The 15,942-nt window shown below is 69.8% G+C and carries 19 protein-coding genes and 1 other RNA gene; 15 read left to right on the plus strand and 5 right to left on the minus strand.

Features of this window, described 5'->3' with window-relative positions; translation table 11 throughout:
• Positions 1 to 5: 5 nt before the first annotated feature.
• Positions 6 to 650, minus strand: a complete 645-nt coding sequence (locus tag DR046_RS08535) for a DUF1326 domain-containing protein (RefSeq protein ID WP_115382114.1) — start codon at positions 648 to 650, stop codon at positions 6 to 8.
• Positions 651 to 685: 35 nt separating this feature from the next.
• On the minus strand, positions 686 to 1,390 hold the full coding sequence (locus DR046_RS08540) for a DUF2182 domain-containing protein (protein WP_306418037.1): 705 nt from the start codon (positions 1,388 to 1,390) through the stop codon (positions 686 to 688).
• Between the two features lie 88 nt (positions 1,391 to 1,478).
• On the opposite strand from DR046_RS08540, the gene DR046_RS08545 reads away from it, so the two are divergent.
• The 9 genes from DR046_RS08545 (at position 1,479) to DR046_RS08585 (ending at position 7,654) form a co-directional block, all read left to right on the plus strand.
• Positions 1,479 to 2,189 (plus strand): FadR/GntR family transcriptional regulator, encoded by a 711-nt coding sequence (locus DR046_RS08545; RefSeq protein ID WP_115381934.1) that lies wholly within the window; start codon positions 1,479 to 1,481, stop codon positions 2,187 to 2,189.
• 78 nt (positions 2,190 to 2,267) lie between these two features.
• Positions 2,268 to 3,296 (plus strand): ABC transporter substrate-binding protein, encoded by a 1,029-nt coding sequence (locus DR046_RS08550; protein WP_370815944.1) that lies wholly within the window; start codon positions 2,268 to 2,270, stop codon positions 3,294 to 3,296.
• A complete protein-coding gene (locus tag DR046_RS08555; protein WP_115381938.1) occupies positions 3,296 to 4,288 on the plus strand; it encodes a glycosyltransferase family protein in 993 nt (330 codons plus the stop codon). The genes DR046_RS08550 and DR046_RS08555 overlap by 1 nt, the downstream gene beginning before the upstream one ends.
• Positions 4,289 to 4,375: 87 nt before the next feature.
• Entirely contained in the window at positions 4,376 to 4,729 is a 354-nt protein-coding gene (locus DR046_RS08560) for a DUF4345 family protein (RefSeq protein ID WP_167767006.1), read from the plus strand.
• Positions 4,729 to 5,078, plus strand: a transfer-messenger RNA (tmRNA) gene (gene ssrA, locus DR046_RS08565). Before DR046_RS08560 ends, ssrA begins: the two co-directional genes overlap by 1 nt.
• A gap of 112 nt (positions 5,079 to 5,190) precedes the next feature.
• Positions 5,191 to 5,682 (plus strand): SspB family protein, encoded by a 492-nt coding sequence (locus tag DR046_RS08570; protein ID WP_115381940.1) that lies wholly within the window; start codon positions 5,191 to 5,193, stop codon positions 5,680 to 5,682.
• A gap of 144 nt (positions 5,683 to 5,826) precedes the next feature.
• Positions 5,827 to 7,218 (plus strand): class II fumarate hydratase, encoded by a 1,392-nt coding sequence (gene fumC, locus DR046_RS08575; protein WP_115381942.1) that lies wholly within the window; start codon positions 5,827 to 5,829, stop codon positions 7,216 to 7,218.
• Entirely contained in the window at positions 7,215 to 7,391 is a 177-nt protein-coding gene (locus tag DR046_RS08580) for a DUF4169 family protein (protein WP_115381944.1), read from the plus strand. Before fumC ends, DR046_RS08580 begins: the two co-directional genes overlap by 4 nt.
• Positions 7,388 to 7,654: a ribbon-helix-helix domain-containing protein gene (locus DR046_RS08585; protein ID WP_115381946.1), complete on the plus strand. Its 267-nt coding sequence runs from the start codon at positions 7,388 to 7,390 to the stop codon at positions 7,652 to 7,654. The genes DR046_RS08580 and DR046_RS08585 overlap by 4 nt, the downstream gene beginning before the upstream one ends.
• Here the strand turns inward: DR046_RS08585 and DR046_RS08590 are convergent.
• The 3 genes from DR046_RS08590 to DR046_RS08600 are packed head-to-tail and all read right to left on the minus strand — an operon-like array spanning position 7,636 to position 10,431.
• Positions 7,636 to 8,748: a mechanosensitive ion channel family protein gene (locus DR046_RS08590; RefSeq protein WP_115381948.1), complete on the minus strand. Its 1,113-nt coding sequence runs from the start codon at positions 8,746 to 8,748 to the stop codon at positions 7,636 to 7,638. The genes DR046_RS08585 and DR046_RS08590 overlap by 19 nt on opposite strands.
• 37 nt (positions 8,749 to 8,785) lie before the next feature.
• Entirely contained in the window at positions 8,786 to 9,880 is a 1,095-nt protein-coding gene (aroB, locus tag DR046_RS08595) for a 3-dehydroquinate synthase (protein WP_115381950.1), read from the minus strand.
• The gene (locus tag DR046_RS08600; RefSeq protein WP_115381952.1) at positions 9,877 to 10,431 is read right to left on the minus strand and encodes a shikimate kinase; all 555 of its coding nucleotides are present in this window, start codon (positions 10,429 to 10,431) and stop codon (positions 9,877 to 9,879) included. The genes aroB and DR046_RS08600 overlap by 4 nt, the downstream gene beginning before the upstream one ends.
• 86 nt (positions 10,432 to 10,517) lie before the next feature.
• Between DR046_RS08600 and DR046_RS24605 the strand changes: the two genes are divergently transcribed.
• The 6 genes from DR046_RS24605 to DR046_RS08625 all read left to right on the plus strand — a co-directional run bounded on the left by DR046_RS24605 (position 10,518) and on the right by DR046_RS08625 (position 15,911).
• Positions 10,518 to 10,646 carry a hypothetical protein gene (locus DR046_RS24605; protein WP_280652829.1) on the plus strand — a complete coding sequence of 43 codons (129 nt, stop codon included), beginning with the start codon at positions 10,518 to 10,520 and terminating at the stop codon, positions 10,644 to 10,646.
• Positions 10,636 to 12,165 (plus strand): hypothetical protein, encoded by a 1,530-nt coding sequence (locus DR046_RS08605; protein WP_115381954.1) that lies wholly within the window; start codon positions 10,636 to 10,638, stop codon positions 12,163 to 12,165. Before DR046_RS24605 ends, DR046_RS08605 begins: the two co-directional genes overlap by 11 nt.
• Complete coding sequence (locus tag DR046_RS08610; protein WP_115381956.1) at positions 12,162 to 13,085, plus strand: site-specific tyrosine recombinase XerD; 924 nt, start codon at positions 12,162 to 12,164, stop codon at positions 13,083 to 13,085. Before DR046_RS08605 ends, DR046_RS08610 begins: the two co-directional genes overlap by 4 nt.
• A gap of 225 nt (positions 13,086 to 13,310) precedes the next feature.
• Positions 13,311 to 14,624, plus strand: a complete 1,314-nt coding sequence (locus DR046_RS08615) for an HlyC/CorC family transporter (RefSeq protein ID WP_115381958.1) — start codon at positions 13,311 to 13,313, stop codon at positions 14,622 to 14,624.
• A gap of 68 nt (positions 14,625 to 14,692) precedes the next feature.
• The gene (locus tag DR046_RS08620; protein ID WP_115381960.1) at positions 14,693 to 15,376 is read left to right on the plus strand and encodes a lysozyme inhibitor LprI family protein; all 684 of its coding nucleotides are present in this window, start codon (positions 14,693 to 14,695) and stop codon (positions 15,374 to 15,376) included.
• Positions 15,369 to 15,911, plus strand: coding sequence for a hypothetical protein (locus tag DR046_RS08625; RefSeq protein ID WP_115381962.1), 543 nt, complete (start codon positions 15,369 to 15,371; stop codon positions 15,909 to 15,911). The genes DR046_RS08620 and DR046_RS08625 overlap by 8 nt, the downstream gene beginning before the upstream one ends.
• Positions 15,912 to 15,942: the final 31 nt, after the last annotated feature.

Genomic DNA, 15,942 nt, shown 5'->3' on the forward strand with positions numbered 1-15,942 from the left:
TGAAATCAGCGCGGAACCTCGGGCCCCGACCAGTCGATCTGGCAGATCTCGGCCGAGCGCCCGTCGAAGTCCCAGACCCGCCCGAAGGCGCGCACCCGGCCCTTTGTCGCGGTCGCGACGGTGATGTCGGCACCCATCCAGTACTCGGTATTGGTGGCCACGATGTCGCGCTCCGGGTCCTTGCCCTGCACCGGCACGACCTCGCCCTGGATCTTCTTGCCGACCATCAAGCGCCTTGTCTTGCCTTCGTTTTCATAGGTGATCTTCGCGCGCTCCGCGCCGAGGAACTCGCTCACGAGCAGCTTGAACAACCCCGTGGTCCCGCGCGCCCGGCCCGAGAAGATCTCGATCAGACCCAGATAGGCGTGCTGGCTGGCGCGGTCGTCGATGAAGGCGGCGGCCTTCCAGTTGCCCCGCGCCATAAGCCCCGGAATTTCCAGCAGCAATCCGACGTTCAGCCCCGATAGGTCCTCGTCCCCATAATGGCCCTCGTCGATCCGGATGCCGGACCAGGCCTGGCAATAGCCCTCGGTCGGGGCGTGCTTGCCCAAGCTGACCACGCAGGGACAGAAAACCGTGCAATTGCAGTTTAGTATCAGCTCTCCCTTGATCGCCCAAGGGGTCTGTGCGCCCCCGGTCCGGGGCGACATGCGGCTCGACACGACAGGCGCGGCGATCTTTACGGTCATCGAAGTCCTCCCAACAGAAAGCCCGCGCCGACAAGGCAGGCGAGCGCAATCGCCACCGGGACGATCCGCCCGGTGGTCAGTTTCTCCAGCGTCATCAACAGGGTGACCAGCGCCATGAAGCCCAGCGACATCGCCCCTCCGATCAGCCCCAGCGCCATCAGCGCCCAGCAGCAGCCCAGACAGACCGCGCCCAGCCGCAGCCCCATGCGCCACGGGCCCTCGTCCCAGAACTGCATGAAGAAGGTGAGCGGCTGCCGACACTTAGACAGGCAGGCCTCCTTAAGCGGCGAAACCTGGTAGCCGGCGGCCAGGACCAGCAGCGCAGGCGCCAGCCAGGGTGCCGCGATCCGGTCGCCCAGCGCCAGTTGAACCGTGGCCGCGAGCAGCGAAAACCCCACCCAGACAAGCACATAGCCTCCGACCAACGCCCCGCCGCCGTGCAATCCCTGCGCCGTCGTGATCTCGTCATGGGTGGCGAAGGCCGGGATCGCCGTGGGCAACATCATCGCGGCGGACATGATCAGCCACATCGCCACCAGCCCCGGAAGCGCCGCCTCGCCCGCGGGCGTGAGGCACAGGTCCCGCAGCGCCGTCGCGAAAGCCCCCGGCGCCGACATCGTCCAGACCAGCGCCCAGGCCACCAGCAGCCCGGCATAGAGGGCCAGCCAGTGCGGCGCGGTCATGCGGGACAGGTGGCGCAAGCGGTTCCCTCCTCCGGACTTGTGCGACTCGGTGCTCCGGCTTATCCGAATGTCAGACGTCCAATTGTCTGACAATAGCTTTCCGCAGATGCCCTCGACGCCGCTCTCGACCGACATATCCGACCGCCTCGCCGCGCGCATCGCCTCGGGCGACCTCGTGGCGGACGACCGCCTGCCGTCGGAGGCCGAGCTTGCGGTGCAGTTCGACTGCTCCCGCGCCACCGTGCGCGAGGCGCTGAAGCGGCTCGCCGCGCGCAACCTCATCCGCACCAGGCGCGGCAATGCGGGCGGCGCCTTCGTCAATCGTCTGACATTCGAGGCAGCGGTCGAAGCCCATGTCGCCACCTCGACCCTGCTGCTGTCGATGAACGCCGTCGACTTCGAGACCGCGGCCGAGGCCCGCTTCGCGCTGGAACGCGCCTGCGTCGATCTCGCCTGCCGGAACCACGCGCCCGAGGACCTGAGCGCCATGCGCGCCGCGCTCGACCTCCTGACGCAGCCCTGCGACGACGTCGCCTTCTGCGCCGCCGACGTGGCCTTCCACCGCGCCTTCGTCGATGCCGCGCGCAACCCGGTGCTGTCCTACCAGCTTGCCGGCGCGGTCGAGGCGATGCAGCCGCTGATGAACATGATCACCTTCGCCGACCGCGACCGGACCGGCATCGCCGCGCTCTACCGCCGTCTTGCCAATGCCGTCCGTGCCCGAGATGCAGGCGAGGCGCGGCACGTTCTGACCGAATTGGAGGCGTCCATGATCGCGCTCTTCCATCGCGGCCAGGCCCGGCGCGGCCAGGCATGAGGGGCCATTGCGGCGCGCTCGCGTGCATCCTAGATGTCCCGGAAAACAAGGTCCAACACGGGGAGTGACCAAGTGAATATCAGAGCCACCCTTCTGACCGGCGCCGCGACGCTGGTCGCCCTGCCCGCCATCGCGCAAGAGATGACGGTGTTCGACTATGCGGGTTTCGAGGATCCCGCCTTCCACTCGACCTATGTCGAGAAGCACGGCCAAAGCCCGGGCTTTGCCTTCTTCGGCGACGAGGAAGAGGCGTTCCAGAAGCTGTCCTCCGGCTTCCGCGCCGACGTCACGCATATCTGCGCGGGCTCGGTCACGAAGTTCGTCGAGTCGGGCATCGTCGAGCCCTGGGACCTGTCGAGGATCGCCGAGTGGGAGAACCTCAACACCGACCTGACCGGCACCCAGATCGGGACGACGGAGGATGTCTACTTCATCCCGACCGATTACGGCTCGACCGCGATCGCCTATAATGCCGAAGAGGTCCCGGCCGAGGACGTCGCCTCGCTGCAGGTCTTCACCAACCCGAAATACCAGGGCCGCATGACCCTGCCGGACAACGTCGACGACGCCTATGCGCTCGCCTATCTGGCGACCGGCACGACCGACTGGTCGCAGGCCACCGACGAGCAGTTCCAGGCCGCCTCGGACTGGCTGCGGCAGGTGCATGGCAACCTGCGCACCTACTGGACCGATCCGGCCGAGCTGGCGCAGCTGCTGGCTTCGGGCGAGGTGCTGGTCAGCTGGGCCTGGAACGAGACGCTGCCCACCATGGTCGAGGAAAACTTCCCGATCGGCTTCCAGCGCGAGGCCGAGGAAGGCTCGTCGCTGTGGCTCTGCGGCTACGTCAACATGAAGGACGGCGAAGGGTCCGAGGATCTGGTCTACGACTTCGTCAACGCGATGCTCGACCCGAGCTCGACCGTCGCCCTGCTCGAGGCGGGCTACGGCCAGTCGAACGCCGCCGCGATGGCGGGCCAGGGTGAAGAGGCGCTGGTCGCCTCGGGCCTGGGCCAGATCGACGCGCCGGTGCTGGCGCAGCTGCCGATGGATTCGGCCCTGCGCGAGAAGCAGAACGAGACCTTCGAGCGTATCAAGGCCGGGTTCTGATGCCCGATCCCGCGCGGTCGGAGGACCCGGCCGCGCGGGACTATCCCGTTCTGCGCAAATGGTATTTCTGCGCGAACGAAGGCGCGCTGCGCGGCGACAACTTCAAGCTTCTGCGCGCGGCCATCCAGTCCTGCCTGCGCCACACGGACCTTCAGCCGCACTGCCTCTATGTCGGCGGCAAGGCCCCCGCCCTGCGGGTCATGCGCGATCTCGGCGTGACGGTCATTCGTCATGCGCCATCGCTGGAGCCGTGGCTGCGCCCGGCCTACGGCCCCGATTACGAGACCTTCGCGGGCCACTGGCTGCGCATCGACATCCCCCGGATCGAGACCGAGGACGACCACGTCCTCTACACCGATATCGACGTGCTGTTCCGCCCCCTGCCCGCCCTCATCGACGGGCCGGAGTTGCTGGCCGTCGCCCCCGAGCGCTGGCGGACCCGGGCCGAGCCCTTCAACTCCGGTGTGATGCTGATGCACCTGCCCGGGCTGCGCGCCGTCGACGACGCTTTCCGTGCGGCGATCCGCGCGCGGCTCCAGGGGGACTTCACCTGGCCCACCCATGACCAGGCCAGCTTCAACGCCTTCTTCCGTGGCCGCACCGATCCGTTGCCGCTCTCGATGAACTGGAAGCCTTACTGGGGCCGCAACGACGCCGCCCATATCGTCCATTTCCACGGGCCGAAGCCGCGGATGGCGGCGAAGCTCGCCGCCGGGGAAGCGCGCGGACTGGATGCGGGACAGGCGCGGCTCCACGGGCTGGCACCGGCGGCTTACCGGCACTACGGCGCGCTGTTCCGGGCCGAGCTGCGCGAGCCAGCCGGCCAGCGCCCCGCCCGCTCCACCCGCATCCGCCCGCGCTCCGAGGTCCCGCCCCCGGGCGCCGCCGACCGTCTCGCCACCTCCGTCGGCGCCCGTCGCGCCTGGGCCGGGGACATCGCGCGCGCCGTTCTCGGACGGCTGCGCGAGACCCGCCCGCAGCGGGGGTCCTGAGCGGCAGCAGGGGAACCCGAAGCCTGTCCCCGGCAGTTGAGAAGGCAAGGCCGCCCGCGCGGCATGCCAGTCTTCGAAAGGTCCGTCATGGAGCTCCTGAACATCCTTTTCGCCATCCTGACGGTCGCCTTCGGCGCCGCGGGCTGGCTCGCTCCGGCCTGGACCATGCGGAAGGTCGGGCTCGCCGACACCGGCTCCACGATGGGCGTCTCCGAGGTCCGGGCGGCGTCGGGCGCGCTGTTCGTCGTCGTGGCGCTGGCTGCGCTGCTGATCGCCACGCCGACCGCCTACGCGATGCTCGGCTTCGTCTGGCTCGGCGGTGCGCTGGGCCGTGTCACCTCGCTGATCGTGGACGGCTCTACGCGCCGGAAATGGGGCTTCTTCGGCACCGAGGTCGTGGTCGGGCTGATCCTGGTTTCGGGAAATATCTGGCTCGGCTGACCCTTGATCCGGGGCCCGCATGCGCCTAGATACCGGGTGTTCCGAAAGGGACTATGGCGATAAACGCACCTGTAATAAGCGGCTCGGACCCGGGGGCGGTACCCGGCGGCTCCACCAAGTTCCTCGTTGGGGACACATGGGGCCGAAATAGGATCGACGAACGTCTAAAGAGGCCAGCTTTCGCCCGGTGAGATACCACCGTTATCGGTTCAAAATGTACAGTTGCCAACGACAACCGTGCTCCGGTGGCCATGGCTGCGTAAGCAGTCGGAACTACCGAAATCTTAAGTCCTTGCGCCTAGCAGTGTAAGGCGGGGTTCGCAGGCACCTGGCAACAGAAGCCTGCATTTCCCCCTCCGAATGCTGCACCTCCTTGCCGATGCGTCGCATCCTCCGGGCAGGGCTTGTCCCTCTCGGGCGCCTCTGGTCTACAATCGCCTACGGCCATCGAGGGGACCACCATGGCAGACCCGGACAGCATCGATTACGGCAGACTGATGCATGACGCCATGCGCGGCCTGATCGCGCAGCTTCTGCGGCGTGTCGCCGAGGAGGGCCTGCCGGGCGAGCATCATTTCTTCATCTCCTTCGACACCCGCCATCCGGGCGTCGAGATCGCCGACTGGTTGCGCGACCGCTACCCCGAGGAGATGACCATCGTGCTGCAGCACTGGTTCGACGGGCTGGAGGTCACGGAGGACCGATTCTCGGTCACGCTCAACTTCGGCGACAGCCCCGAAACGCTGGTGGTGCCGCTCCGCGCGCTCCGCACCTTCGTCGACCCCTCGGTCGAATTCGGCCTGCGCTTCGAGGAGCGGGACGAGCCTGAGGACGGCGCCTCCGCGGAGGAGTCGGACGAGGCGCCCTTCGCCGATCTCTCCGACGAGGACGGCGACGACGACGGGCCGCGCCGCGAGGCCGAGATCGTCAGCCTGGACAATTTCCGGAAGTGACCGGAGGTCGGGGGCCCGCCCGACCCCGGGCCCGGCCCGGAAATCTCCGGCCCCCGGGGAACGACGGCCCCTGATAGCGCCAACGCGCGATGGACCCTCCTCGGCCCAGGGGCTAAACCCGGCCCCGGACAGACCAGGAGCGCCTTGATGAGCACCCGCACCGAGACCGACAGCTTCGGACCGCTGGAGGTCCCCTCCGACAAGTACTGGGGCGCGCAGACCCAGCGCTCGATCCAGAACTTCCCCATCGGGTGGGAGCGGCAGCCGGTCGCGATCGTCCGGGCGCTGGGCGTCATCAAGAAGGCCGCCGCCGCGGTCAACGAGGGCTTCGGCGATCTCGACGCCGACCGGGCCAAGGCCATTCAGCAGGCCGCGCAGGAAGTCATCGACGGCAGGTTCGACGACAACTTCCCGCTGGTCGTCTGGCAGACCGGCTCGGGCACGCAGTCGAACATGAACGCCAACGAGGTCATCGCCAACCGGGCGATCGAGATCATGGGCGGCCAGATCGGATCGAAGGAGCCGGTCCACCCGAACGACCATTGCAACATGGGGCAGTCGTCCAACGACACCTTCCCGACCGCGATGCATGTCGCCATCGGCATGATGGCGCGCGACACGCTGCTGCCCGGCCTGCGCAAGCTGCATTCGGCGCTCGAGGCGAAGTCCGAGGAATTCCGGGACATCATCAAGATCGGCCGCACCCATACCCAGGACGCGACGCCGCTGACCCTGGGGCAGGAGTTCGGCGGCTACGCCCATCAGGTCGCCAAGGGCATCGAGCGGGTCGAGGCATGCCTGCCCGACATCTACGAGCTGGCGCAGGGCGGCACGGCGGTCGGCACCGGGCTCAACACCCGCAAGGGGTTCGCCGAGAAGGTAGCGGCCGAGATCGCGCAGATCACCGGCCTGCCCTTCGTCACCGCGCCCAACAAGTTCGAGGCGCTGGCCGCCCATGACGCGATGGTCATGTTCTCGGGCGCGCTGAAGACCGTCGCGGCGAGCCTCTTCAAGATCGCCAACGACATGCGGCTTCTGGGTTCCGGCCCCCGCTCGGGGCTGGGCGAGCTGATCCTGCCGGAGAACGAGCCCGGCAGCTCGATCATGCCGGGCAAGGTGAACCCGACCCAGGCCGAGGCGCTGACGATGGTCTGCGCCCATGTCATGGGCAACGACGCCGCCGTCGGCTTCGCCGGCAGCCAGGGCCATTTCGAGCTGAACGTCTACAACCCGATGATGAGCTACAACGTGCTGCAGAGCATGCAGCTTCTGGGCGACGCGGCGGGCAGCTTCACCGACAACATGGTCGTCGGCACCCAGGCCAATGTCGAGCGCATCGACAAGCTGATGAAGGAATCGCTGATGCTGGTGACGGCGCTGGCGCCGACCATCGGCTACGACAACGCCACCAAGGTCGCCAAGACCGCCCACAGGAACGGCACGACCCTGCGGGAGGAAGCGATCGCGCTGGGCCTCGTCGACGAGGAGACCTTCGACCGCGTCGTCCGGCCCGAACTGATGATCGGCCCGAAATGACCGGAAAGGTCGTCAATCTGCGCATGGCCCGCAAGGCCCGCGCCCGCGCCGAGAAATCCGCGCGGGCCGACGCCAATGCCGCCAGGCACGGGGTGCCGAAGGCCGAGAAGACGCGCCTTGCGGCCGAAGCCGCGCGCGCCGACCGCGATCACGAGGGCCACAAGCGGGAATGAACGACGCGCGCCCCCGCAAACGCTCCCTGACGCTGGAGGGCCACCGCACCAGCGTCTCGCTCGAAGACGCCTTCTGGGTCGCCTTCGTGGAGATGGCGCGGGCGCAGGGCACCTCGGTCAACGCCCTCGCCGCCCGGATCGACCGGGAGCGGGGGACGAGCGCCGGCCTCGCCTCCGCAATCCGGGTCGCGGTGCTTCGCGACCTCCAGCGGATGGCCTTCGCGCCAGAGCACGACGACGCGCGTCAGGCGGACCGCATCTGAGGCATGTCCGCGTCGCGCGGGTCCTGCAGCTCCGCCCGCAGCTTCGGCAGCGCCTGCGGATGGGTCCGCTGCACCCAGTCCAGCACCTTCTCGCGCACCTCGCAGCGCAGGTCCCAGTTCGTCGGCGAATCCTTCGACGACATCAGCGCGCGCAGATGCATCGTGTCCTTGTCGGTGTCGACCACCTGCAGCACCTTCACCCCGCCGTCCCAGTGCCGGCTCTCGGAGATGATACGCTCGACCTCGGCCCGCATCTCGCCCAGCGGCACGGTGTAGTCCACGTACCAGAAGACCGAGCCCATGATCCGCGCCGAGTCCCGCGTCCAGTTCTGGAAGGGCTGCTCGATGAAGTAGGACAGCGGAACGACCAGCCGCCGCCAGTCCCAGATCCGGACGACGACATAGGTGGCATAGATCTCCTCGATCCAGCCCCATTCGCCCTCAACGATAACGACGTCCTCCAGCCGGATCGGCTGCGTCAGGGCAATCTGGATGCCGGCGATCAGGTTCGCCAGCACCGGCCGCGCCGCGAAGCCCAGCACCAGCCCCGCCGCCCCCGCCGAGGCGAAGAGCGAGACGCCGTATTCCCGCACCCCCTCGAAGGTGATCAGCACCGCGCCCGCCGTCAGGATGACCATGACGATCGCCACCGCCCGCCGCAGGATGCGCAGCTGCGTCAGGAACTTGCGCGCCGACAGGTTGTCGGCCTGGTCAAGCCTGTGCTTCCGCATCGCATGGGCCGAGACGACGTCGGCGGCGACCAACACGAACCAGCCCACGACCACGATGACCGCGATCAGCGACATGTGCTCCAGCGCGTCGGTCACCCGCGGCGGCAAGGCCGTGGCCGAGGCGACCAACCCGACGGCGATCACCACGCCGACGATGCGCAGGGGCCGCCGGACCCGTAGCAGGAACCGCGCCCAGAGCGTGTCGCGTCCGATCGCGCGCCGCAGGATCACGGTGTAGACCAGCCGGTGCAGCAGGATGGCGAGGCCGACGGCCAGCGCGAACTTTAGGGCCGGGCCGACGAAGGCGGGAAGGCCGGTCAGCAGCGCGGCGGCCTCTTCGATGATCGGTTCGAAATCGTCCATGCCGCCGCAACGCGGCAGGCGCGGGCAGGGTTTCCCCTCAGCGCGCGGCGTCCAGCGTGGCCCGCACCGCCTCGGGCGGTACCTCTCCGGTGACGAAGGCCTCGCCGACCCCGCGCGCGAGGACGAAGCGCAGCCGTCCCTCGACCACCTTCTTGTCCTGCCCCATCAGCTCCAGCAGCGCCTCCGACCCCGGCAGGTCGCCCGGAATATCCGACAGATCGCGCCGCATGCCCATCTCCTGCAGATGGGCCCGCACCCGGCTCGGCGCCTCCTGAGCGCACAGCCCCAGCCGCGCCGACAGGTCGAAGGCCAGCGCGCAGCCGATCGCCACGCCCTCGCCATGCAGCAGCCGGTCGGAATAGCCCGTCGCCGCCTCCAGCGCGTGGCAGAAGGTGTGGCCGAGGTTCAGCAGCGCCCGATCCCCCTGCTCCGTCTCGTCGCGCACCACGATGTCGGCCTTCATCTGGACCGAGCGCCGCACCGCCTCGACCCGCAGCGCGGTGTCCAAGACGAGGCGCGGCCCGTTCTCCTCCAGCCAGGCGAAGAACCCCTCGTCGCCCAGCAGCCCGTATTTCGCCACCTCGCCATAGCCCGCGAGGAAGTCGCGCGGCTCCAGCGTTCCCAGCACGTCGACATCCGCCAGCACCAGCACCGGCTGGTGGAAGGCGCCCACGAGGTTCTTGCCGTGGCGCGTGTTGATCCCGGTCTTGCCGCCGACGGACGAATCCACCTGCGCCAGCAGCGTCGTCGGCACCTGCACGAACCGGACGCCCCGCCGCAGCACGGCGGCGGCGAAGCCCACGAGGTCGCCGATCACCCCGCCCCCCAGCGCGACGACGACGTCCCCCCGCTCGCAGCGCTCGTCAAGCAGCCACTCGACCACGCGCGTCAGGTTGGTCCAGTCCTTCGTCCCCTCGCCGGGCGCAAGCTCCAGCACGGGCGCCGCGATCCCGCCCAGCCCGGCGCGGAAGGCGTCGAGATGCAGCGCCGCGACGCGGGTCTCGGTCACGACGAAGACGCGCGGACGCTTGAGGAAGGGCGCGATCCGCGCCTCCGCCTCCCCGATCAGGCCGGGGCCGATCACCACGTCATAGGCACGCGCGCCCAGCGGCACGTGAACGGTCTCGATCATCTCACCACGCCCGCATCCTTCAGAACCTCGACCAGCCGCCGCGCCATGTCCGGCACGGTGAACTCCGGCTGCCCGTCCACGACCAGCGCGGCCTTGGCATAGAACGGCTCCCGCGCCGCCATCAATTCGGTGAGCGTCTGGCGCGGGTTCGCCGTCCGAAGCAGGGGCCGCGAGTTCCGGTGCCGCACCCGCTGCCAGAGCAGCGCCTCGGGCACCCGCAGCCAGACCGATACGCCCTGCTTCGCAATGGCTTGGCGGTTTTCCGCCCGCAGGAAGGCCCCGCCCCCGGTCGACAGCACGCCCGGCCCCTCGTCCAGCAGGCGGCGCAGCACCTCGCCCTCGCGCGCGCGAAAGAAGGCTTCGCCGTCGCGCTCGAAGATCTCGGCGATGGACATGCGGGCCGCGGCCACCAGCGCCTCGTCGGTGTCGCGGAAGGGAACGCCCAGCATCTCGGCCAGGGCAGTCCCCACCGATGTCTTGCCGCAGCCCGGCATGCCGACCAGCACGACCGGCACCGTCAGCGCCTGCTGCCTCTCTCCCACATCGGACATGCCGTTTGAATGACCTGTTGCGCCTCGGATTGCCATCGCTATCTCCCCCGGACAAACTAGGGCAAGCGAAGGCGCGCGGGCAGACCATGTTTCGACTGATCAAATACCTCCTGATCCTCGCCGTGCTCGGTGCCATCGGCCTGTTCGGCTATTCCTACCTGCTCGAGCCCGAGGGCGGGCCAGTCACCGAGACGATCGAGATCGATGCGGGCTAGCCTTCTCCTCCTCGCCCTCGCCGCGCCCCTTTCGGCGCAGGAGGCGCCTCAGTCCGTCATTCCCTGGCTCAGCGATTCGATCGCGCCGCGCCCCTCCGGCGATCCGCGCCTCGTGGACGAGCGCACCGTCGACCAGCCGCGCGACACCACCGCCGCAGAGCCGCCGGCGACCGTCCCGACCCAGACCACGATCACGACCCAGCCGCTGGGCGCCACCCGCCGCGACGCGGTCGGGCTGATGGCGGCCACGCGCGCGGGCCTGCCGCCCGACGCCGTGGCGGGCAGCGACCCGGCTCGCCTGGCCGACCTGCTGATGCGCCAGCCGCTCGACGCGCTTCCGGCGATGCAGGACCTGCTGCTGCGATTTCTCCTCGCCGAGCTGTCGCCGCCCCGTGCCGCCGCCGATCCGGATGCGCTGTTCTTCGCGCGGATCGACACGCTGCTGCGCTTCGGCGCGCTCGATCAGGCGCAGGCCCTGCTGGAACGCGCCGGCGCTACCGACCGGGAGGCGTTCCGCCGCTGGTTCGACGCCTCGCTGCTGACCGGCTACGACAACCGCGCCTGCGACGCGATGACGGCGAACCCCGCCATCGCGCCCACCCTGCCCGCACGCATCTTCTGCCTGTCCCGAACCGGCGACTGGCCCGCCGCCGCGCTGACGCTCGAGACGGGCCGCGCGCTCGGCCACATCACCGAGGCCGAGGATGCGCTGCTCGCCCATTTCCTCGACCCCGAGCTCTTCGAGGACGAGCCGCCGCCGGTCCCGCCGCGCCCGATGACGCCGCTCGCCTTCCGCCTGCTCGACGGCATCGGCGAGACCCCCGACACCCGCGCCCTGCCGCTCGCCTTCGCCGCCGCCGACCTGCGTCCGACCGCGGGCTGGAAGGCGCAGATCGAGGCGGCGGAGCGGTTGGTCCGCGTCCAGGCGCTCGATCCCAACCGGCTGCTGTCGCTCTATACCGAACGCCGCCCCGCCGCCTCGGGCGGGGTCTGGGACCGCGCAGCCGCGGTTCAGGCGCTCGACGCCGCGCTGATGGCGCGTCAGCCCGACGCCGTCGCCGCGGCCCTGCCCGATGCGGTCGACCTGATGGAGCAGGCCGGCCTGCTGCAGGTGCTGGCCGAGCTCTACGGCGCGCGTCTCGCCCGCCTGCCGCTTCCGGGCGACGCGGCGGAGGTCGCGCTGCGCCTCGGCCTCCTCTCCGACGACTACCACAGCGTGGCCGAGACGGCCCCCGACAGCTTCGCCGCTTCGATCGCCCTCGGCGCGCCGGACCGCACGCCCCCCGCCACCGCGCTGGAGCGGGCAATCCATGACGGCCTCACCGGCGCGGCCCCGGAGCATCTGCTGCGCCTCGCCGGCGAGGGCCGTCTGGGCGAGGCGCTGCTGGAGACCGGCCTCCTCCTCGCCGACGGCGCCCGGTCGGACCCGCAGGACATCGCCGAGGCGCTGGCCTTCCTGCAGGCGGCCGGCCTGCGCGAGATCGCGCGCCGCACCGCGCTGCAACTCCTCCTCGCATGACCGCCTGGCTCGATCGCTTCCTCGAGGCCCAGGCCGCCGAGCGCGGGGCGGCGCTGAACTCTCTCCTCGCCTATCGCCGCGACCTGGAGGACTACACCGCCCATCTCTCGGCCCGCGCAAAGGCGCCCGAGACGGCGACCCGCGGCGACATCGAAACCTATCTCGTCGCCTGCGAGGCGCAGGGCCTCGCCGCCTCGACCCGCGCCCGCCGGCTGGCCGCGATCCGCGGCTTCTACCGCTTCGCGCATGAGGACGGGCTGCGCGCCGACGATCCCGCGATCCGGATCAGCGGCCCGTCCAAGCCGAAATCGCTGCCTAAGACGCTCTCGCCCGAGCAGGTCGACGCCCTGCTCGACGCGGCGGGCCGCCTCGGCGCGACCGAGGCCGAAAGGCTGCGCGACACCTGCCTGATGCAGCTTCTCTATGCCACGGGGATGCGCGTGACGGAGCTTGTCTCGCTGCCGGTCTCGGCCGCGCGGGGCGACCCGCGCATGCTGCTCGTGCGCGGCAAGGGCGGGAAGGAGAGGCTCGTCCCGCTCTCGCCCCCGGCCCGCGCGGCCCTCGCCGCCTGGCTCGCCCACCGCGACGCCGAGGCCGACCGCAAGCGGCTGGAGAAGGGCACGCCGCCCTCGCCGCATCTCTTCCCGTCGCGCGGCAAGTCGGGCCACCTGACCCGGATCTGGTTCCATTCGCGCATCAAGGCCCTGGCGCTGCATGCCAACCTCGACCCCTCCGGCATCTCGCCCCATGTGCTGCGCCATGCCTTCGCGACCCATCTGCTGTCCGGCGGGGCCGACCTGCGCGCGATCCAGGCGATGCTCGGCCATGCCGACATCTCGACGACCGAGATCTACACCCACGTCCTCGAGACACGCCTGCGGGAACTCGTCCTGACCCGCCACCCGCTGGCCACGCCCTGAAGCGTCGGACCGTTTACCCGGTCAGGTCGTCCCGGGGAGATCCCTTGGGCGCAAAACCCGGCTATCTCCCTCCGGATCAGTATCATCCCCGACACGTTGCCCCCGCGTCAGAATTGACCCCACCTCCTTCGATGCTCCCCAAATATGCCGGGGGGCGCCGCAGGCGCGGGGGCGGAGCCCCCTCCGACGCTTGATCCCGGACGCGCCGCTCCGCATAACGCGGCGATGGAGACCACGGTGACCACGATGACGACAGGCGCGATCTGGGGCACGGCCGCGGCGATCGTCTTCCTTCTCGCTCTCTCGGCCTTCTTCTCGGGCTCCGAGACGGCGCTGACCGCCGCCTCGCGCGGCAAGCTGCGATCCCAGGCCGACAAGGGCAACGCCGGGGCGGCCCGCGCCCTCAAGGTGACCGAGGACAACGAGCGGCTGATCGGCTCGGTCCTGCTCGGCAACAATATCGTCAACATCCTCGCCGCCTCGCTGGCCACGGCGCTCTTCACCGCGATCTTCGGCGAGGGCGGCGTGGCCATCGCGACGCTGGTGATGACGGCGCTGGTGCTGATCTTCGCCGAGGTCATGCCCAAGACCTACGCCATCTCCAACCCCGAGGCCGCCGCCGCCCGCGTCGCGCCGATCATCGTCCTGGTCGTGCGGGCCTTTGCGCCGATCGTCTCGGTCGTACGCGCGCTCGTGCGCGGGGTGCTGCGCCTCTTCGGGGTCGACATCGACGCCGACGCCGCGATCATGACCGCGCGAGAGGAGATCGTGGGCGTCATCACCCAGGGCCACACCGAGGGCGGCGTCGAGAAGGAGGATCGCGACCGCCTGCTCGGCGCGCTCGACCTCGGCGACCGCTTCGTGGAGGAGATCATGCTCCACCGCTCCAATATCGAGATGGTGGACGCCTCCGCCGCGCCCTCGCAGATCCTCGACCAGTGCCTCGCCTCGCGCCACACCCGCCTGCCCGTCTTCGACGGCGAGCCGGAGAACATCATCGGCCTGCTCCATTCCAAGGACATGCTGCGGATGATCGACCGGCTCGTGCGCGGCGACCGGGGCGGCGTCGAGGCCATCGCACGCTTCGACATCCGCGAAGTGATGATGGAGCCCTACTTCATCCCCGAGACCACGACGCTCGACGACCAGATGCGCGAATTCCTCAAGCGGCACACCCATTTCGCCCTCGTCGTCGACGAATACGGCGCGCTCCAGGGCCTGCTGACTCTCGAGGACATCCTCGAGGAGATCGTGGGCGAGATCACCGACGAGTTCGACCAGCCCGAAGAGCTGGTGCTGACCCCCGACGCCGATGGCAGCTACGTCATCGACGGCGCGATGACGATCCGCGACCTGAACCGCGCGACCGACTGGGGCCTGCCCGACGACGAGGCGAACACCGTCGCCGGGCTCGTCATCCACGAGGCGCAGGCGATCCCGATCAAGGGCCAGGTCTTCAGCTTCCACGGCTTCCGTTTCGAGGTCGCCGCGCGCGAGGCGAATCGCATCACCCAACTCCGCATCCGCCCGCTGGCCTGAGGAATCCCGCAGTTCGGGTCCCGCCCGGCCGTGTTACCCTACGTCATCCCGACGCAGGAGCGCGTGCCATGATCCGATTCGCCCTCGCCCTGGCCCTCGGCTGCCCCGTGCCCGCCTCCGCGCAGGAGCGGCCCAGCTTCGACTGCGCCCGCGCCCGGACACCGACGGAGGTCGCGGTCTGCGGCGACCTGACCCTCGCCCGGCTCGACTACGCCATGGCCGAGGGCTACTTTGCCCGCCGCGCGCGGCGGGGCGGCGAGGGCAGGACGCGGCTGGAGAGGGAGCAGGCGCTCTGGCGCCGGTGGCGCGACACCTGCGGCGACGACGTTCCCTGCCTCACCCGCCGCTACCAGCAGCGCATCATCGACCTCGTCCCCGGCGCGGGTTTCGGCGCCACGGGCGGCGGGACGGCCCTGCGCGACGGGTTCTACGAGGTCGCGCAGCCGGACGGGACGGTCGATCTCTACGATCTCGACGGCGACTACCTGGGCACGGAACTGGCCGACGGCACCTTCGTCCCGCCGCCCCAGTTCATCCAGGTGCCGGGCCTGCCCGGGACGGGGGAGCCGCCGACGCCGCCCTCCGACGGGGGCCGATGGCTGGCCGACCTGGAGACGCGGCTGATCGCCATCGCGCTGCGCTTCCTGCCGCCCGAGGATCACGACGGCTACCGCGCGTTGCACCAGGGCTTCGGCCGCGCCGACCGGATCGAGCGGCACGTCATCGCAATCCAGGCCCTCTCCAATGGCTGAGCCGCTGCGCCGCGCCGCATGGGCCGCTCTCGTCGCGCTCCTCCTGCTCGGCCCCGTGGCGGCCGGGGCGCAGGTGAACCTCGACGATCTTGGAAGCCTGTTCGACGCCCCGCCTTCGGCGACGGCGGAGGGCGACCGCCCCGACCCGCTCGACCCCGCGCGGGACGCGCCTCCGGTGTCGGGCCCGCCAGCCAGCCAGGCCACGCTCGACGCCTACGACGCCTCGCGCCAGCGGCTCTACGACTACCACGTCGAGGCGCTCGACCACCGCATGGCGGTGTTCCGCTGGCAATACCGCTCGTCCATGGCGATCTTCGCCGTGGTCGTGCTCATCGTGCTGATCGGGCTCTACTTCTCGTGGATGCAGTTCCACGCCTCGGACCGGGGCCGGGACATGGGCAGTTCCAGCCTGGAGGCGTCGAGCGGCGGACTGAAGGTCTCATCGCCGGTGCTGGGCGTCATCATCCTCGCCCTGTCGCTGGGGTTCTTCTACCTCTACCTCGTCCACGTCTACCCGATCTTCGAGGTGTTCTGACGAGTCCCGCGCACCGGAACGGACAAGCCAT

It is taken from the genome of Jannaschia formosa, assembly GCF_003340555.1.
GTDB classification, from domain to species: domain Bacteria; phylum Pseudomonadota; class Alphaproteobacteria; order Rhodobacterales; family Rhodobacteraceae; genus Jannaschia; species Jannaschia formosa.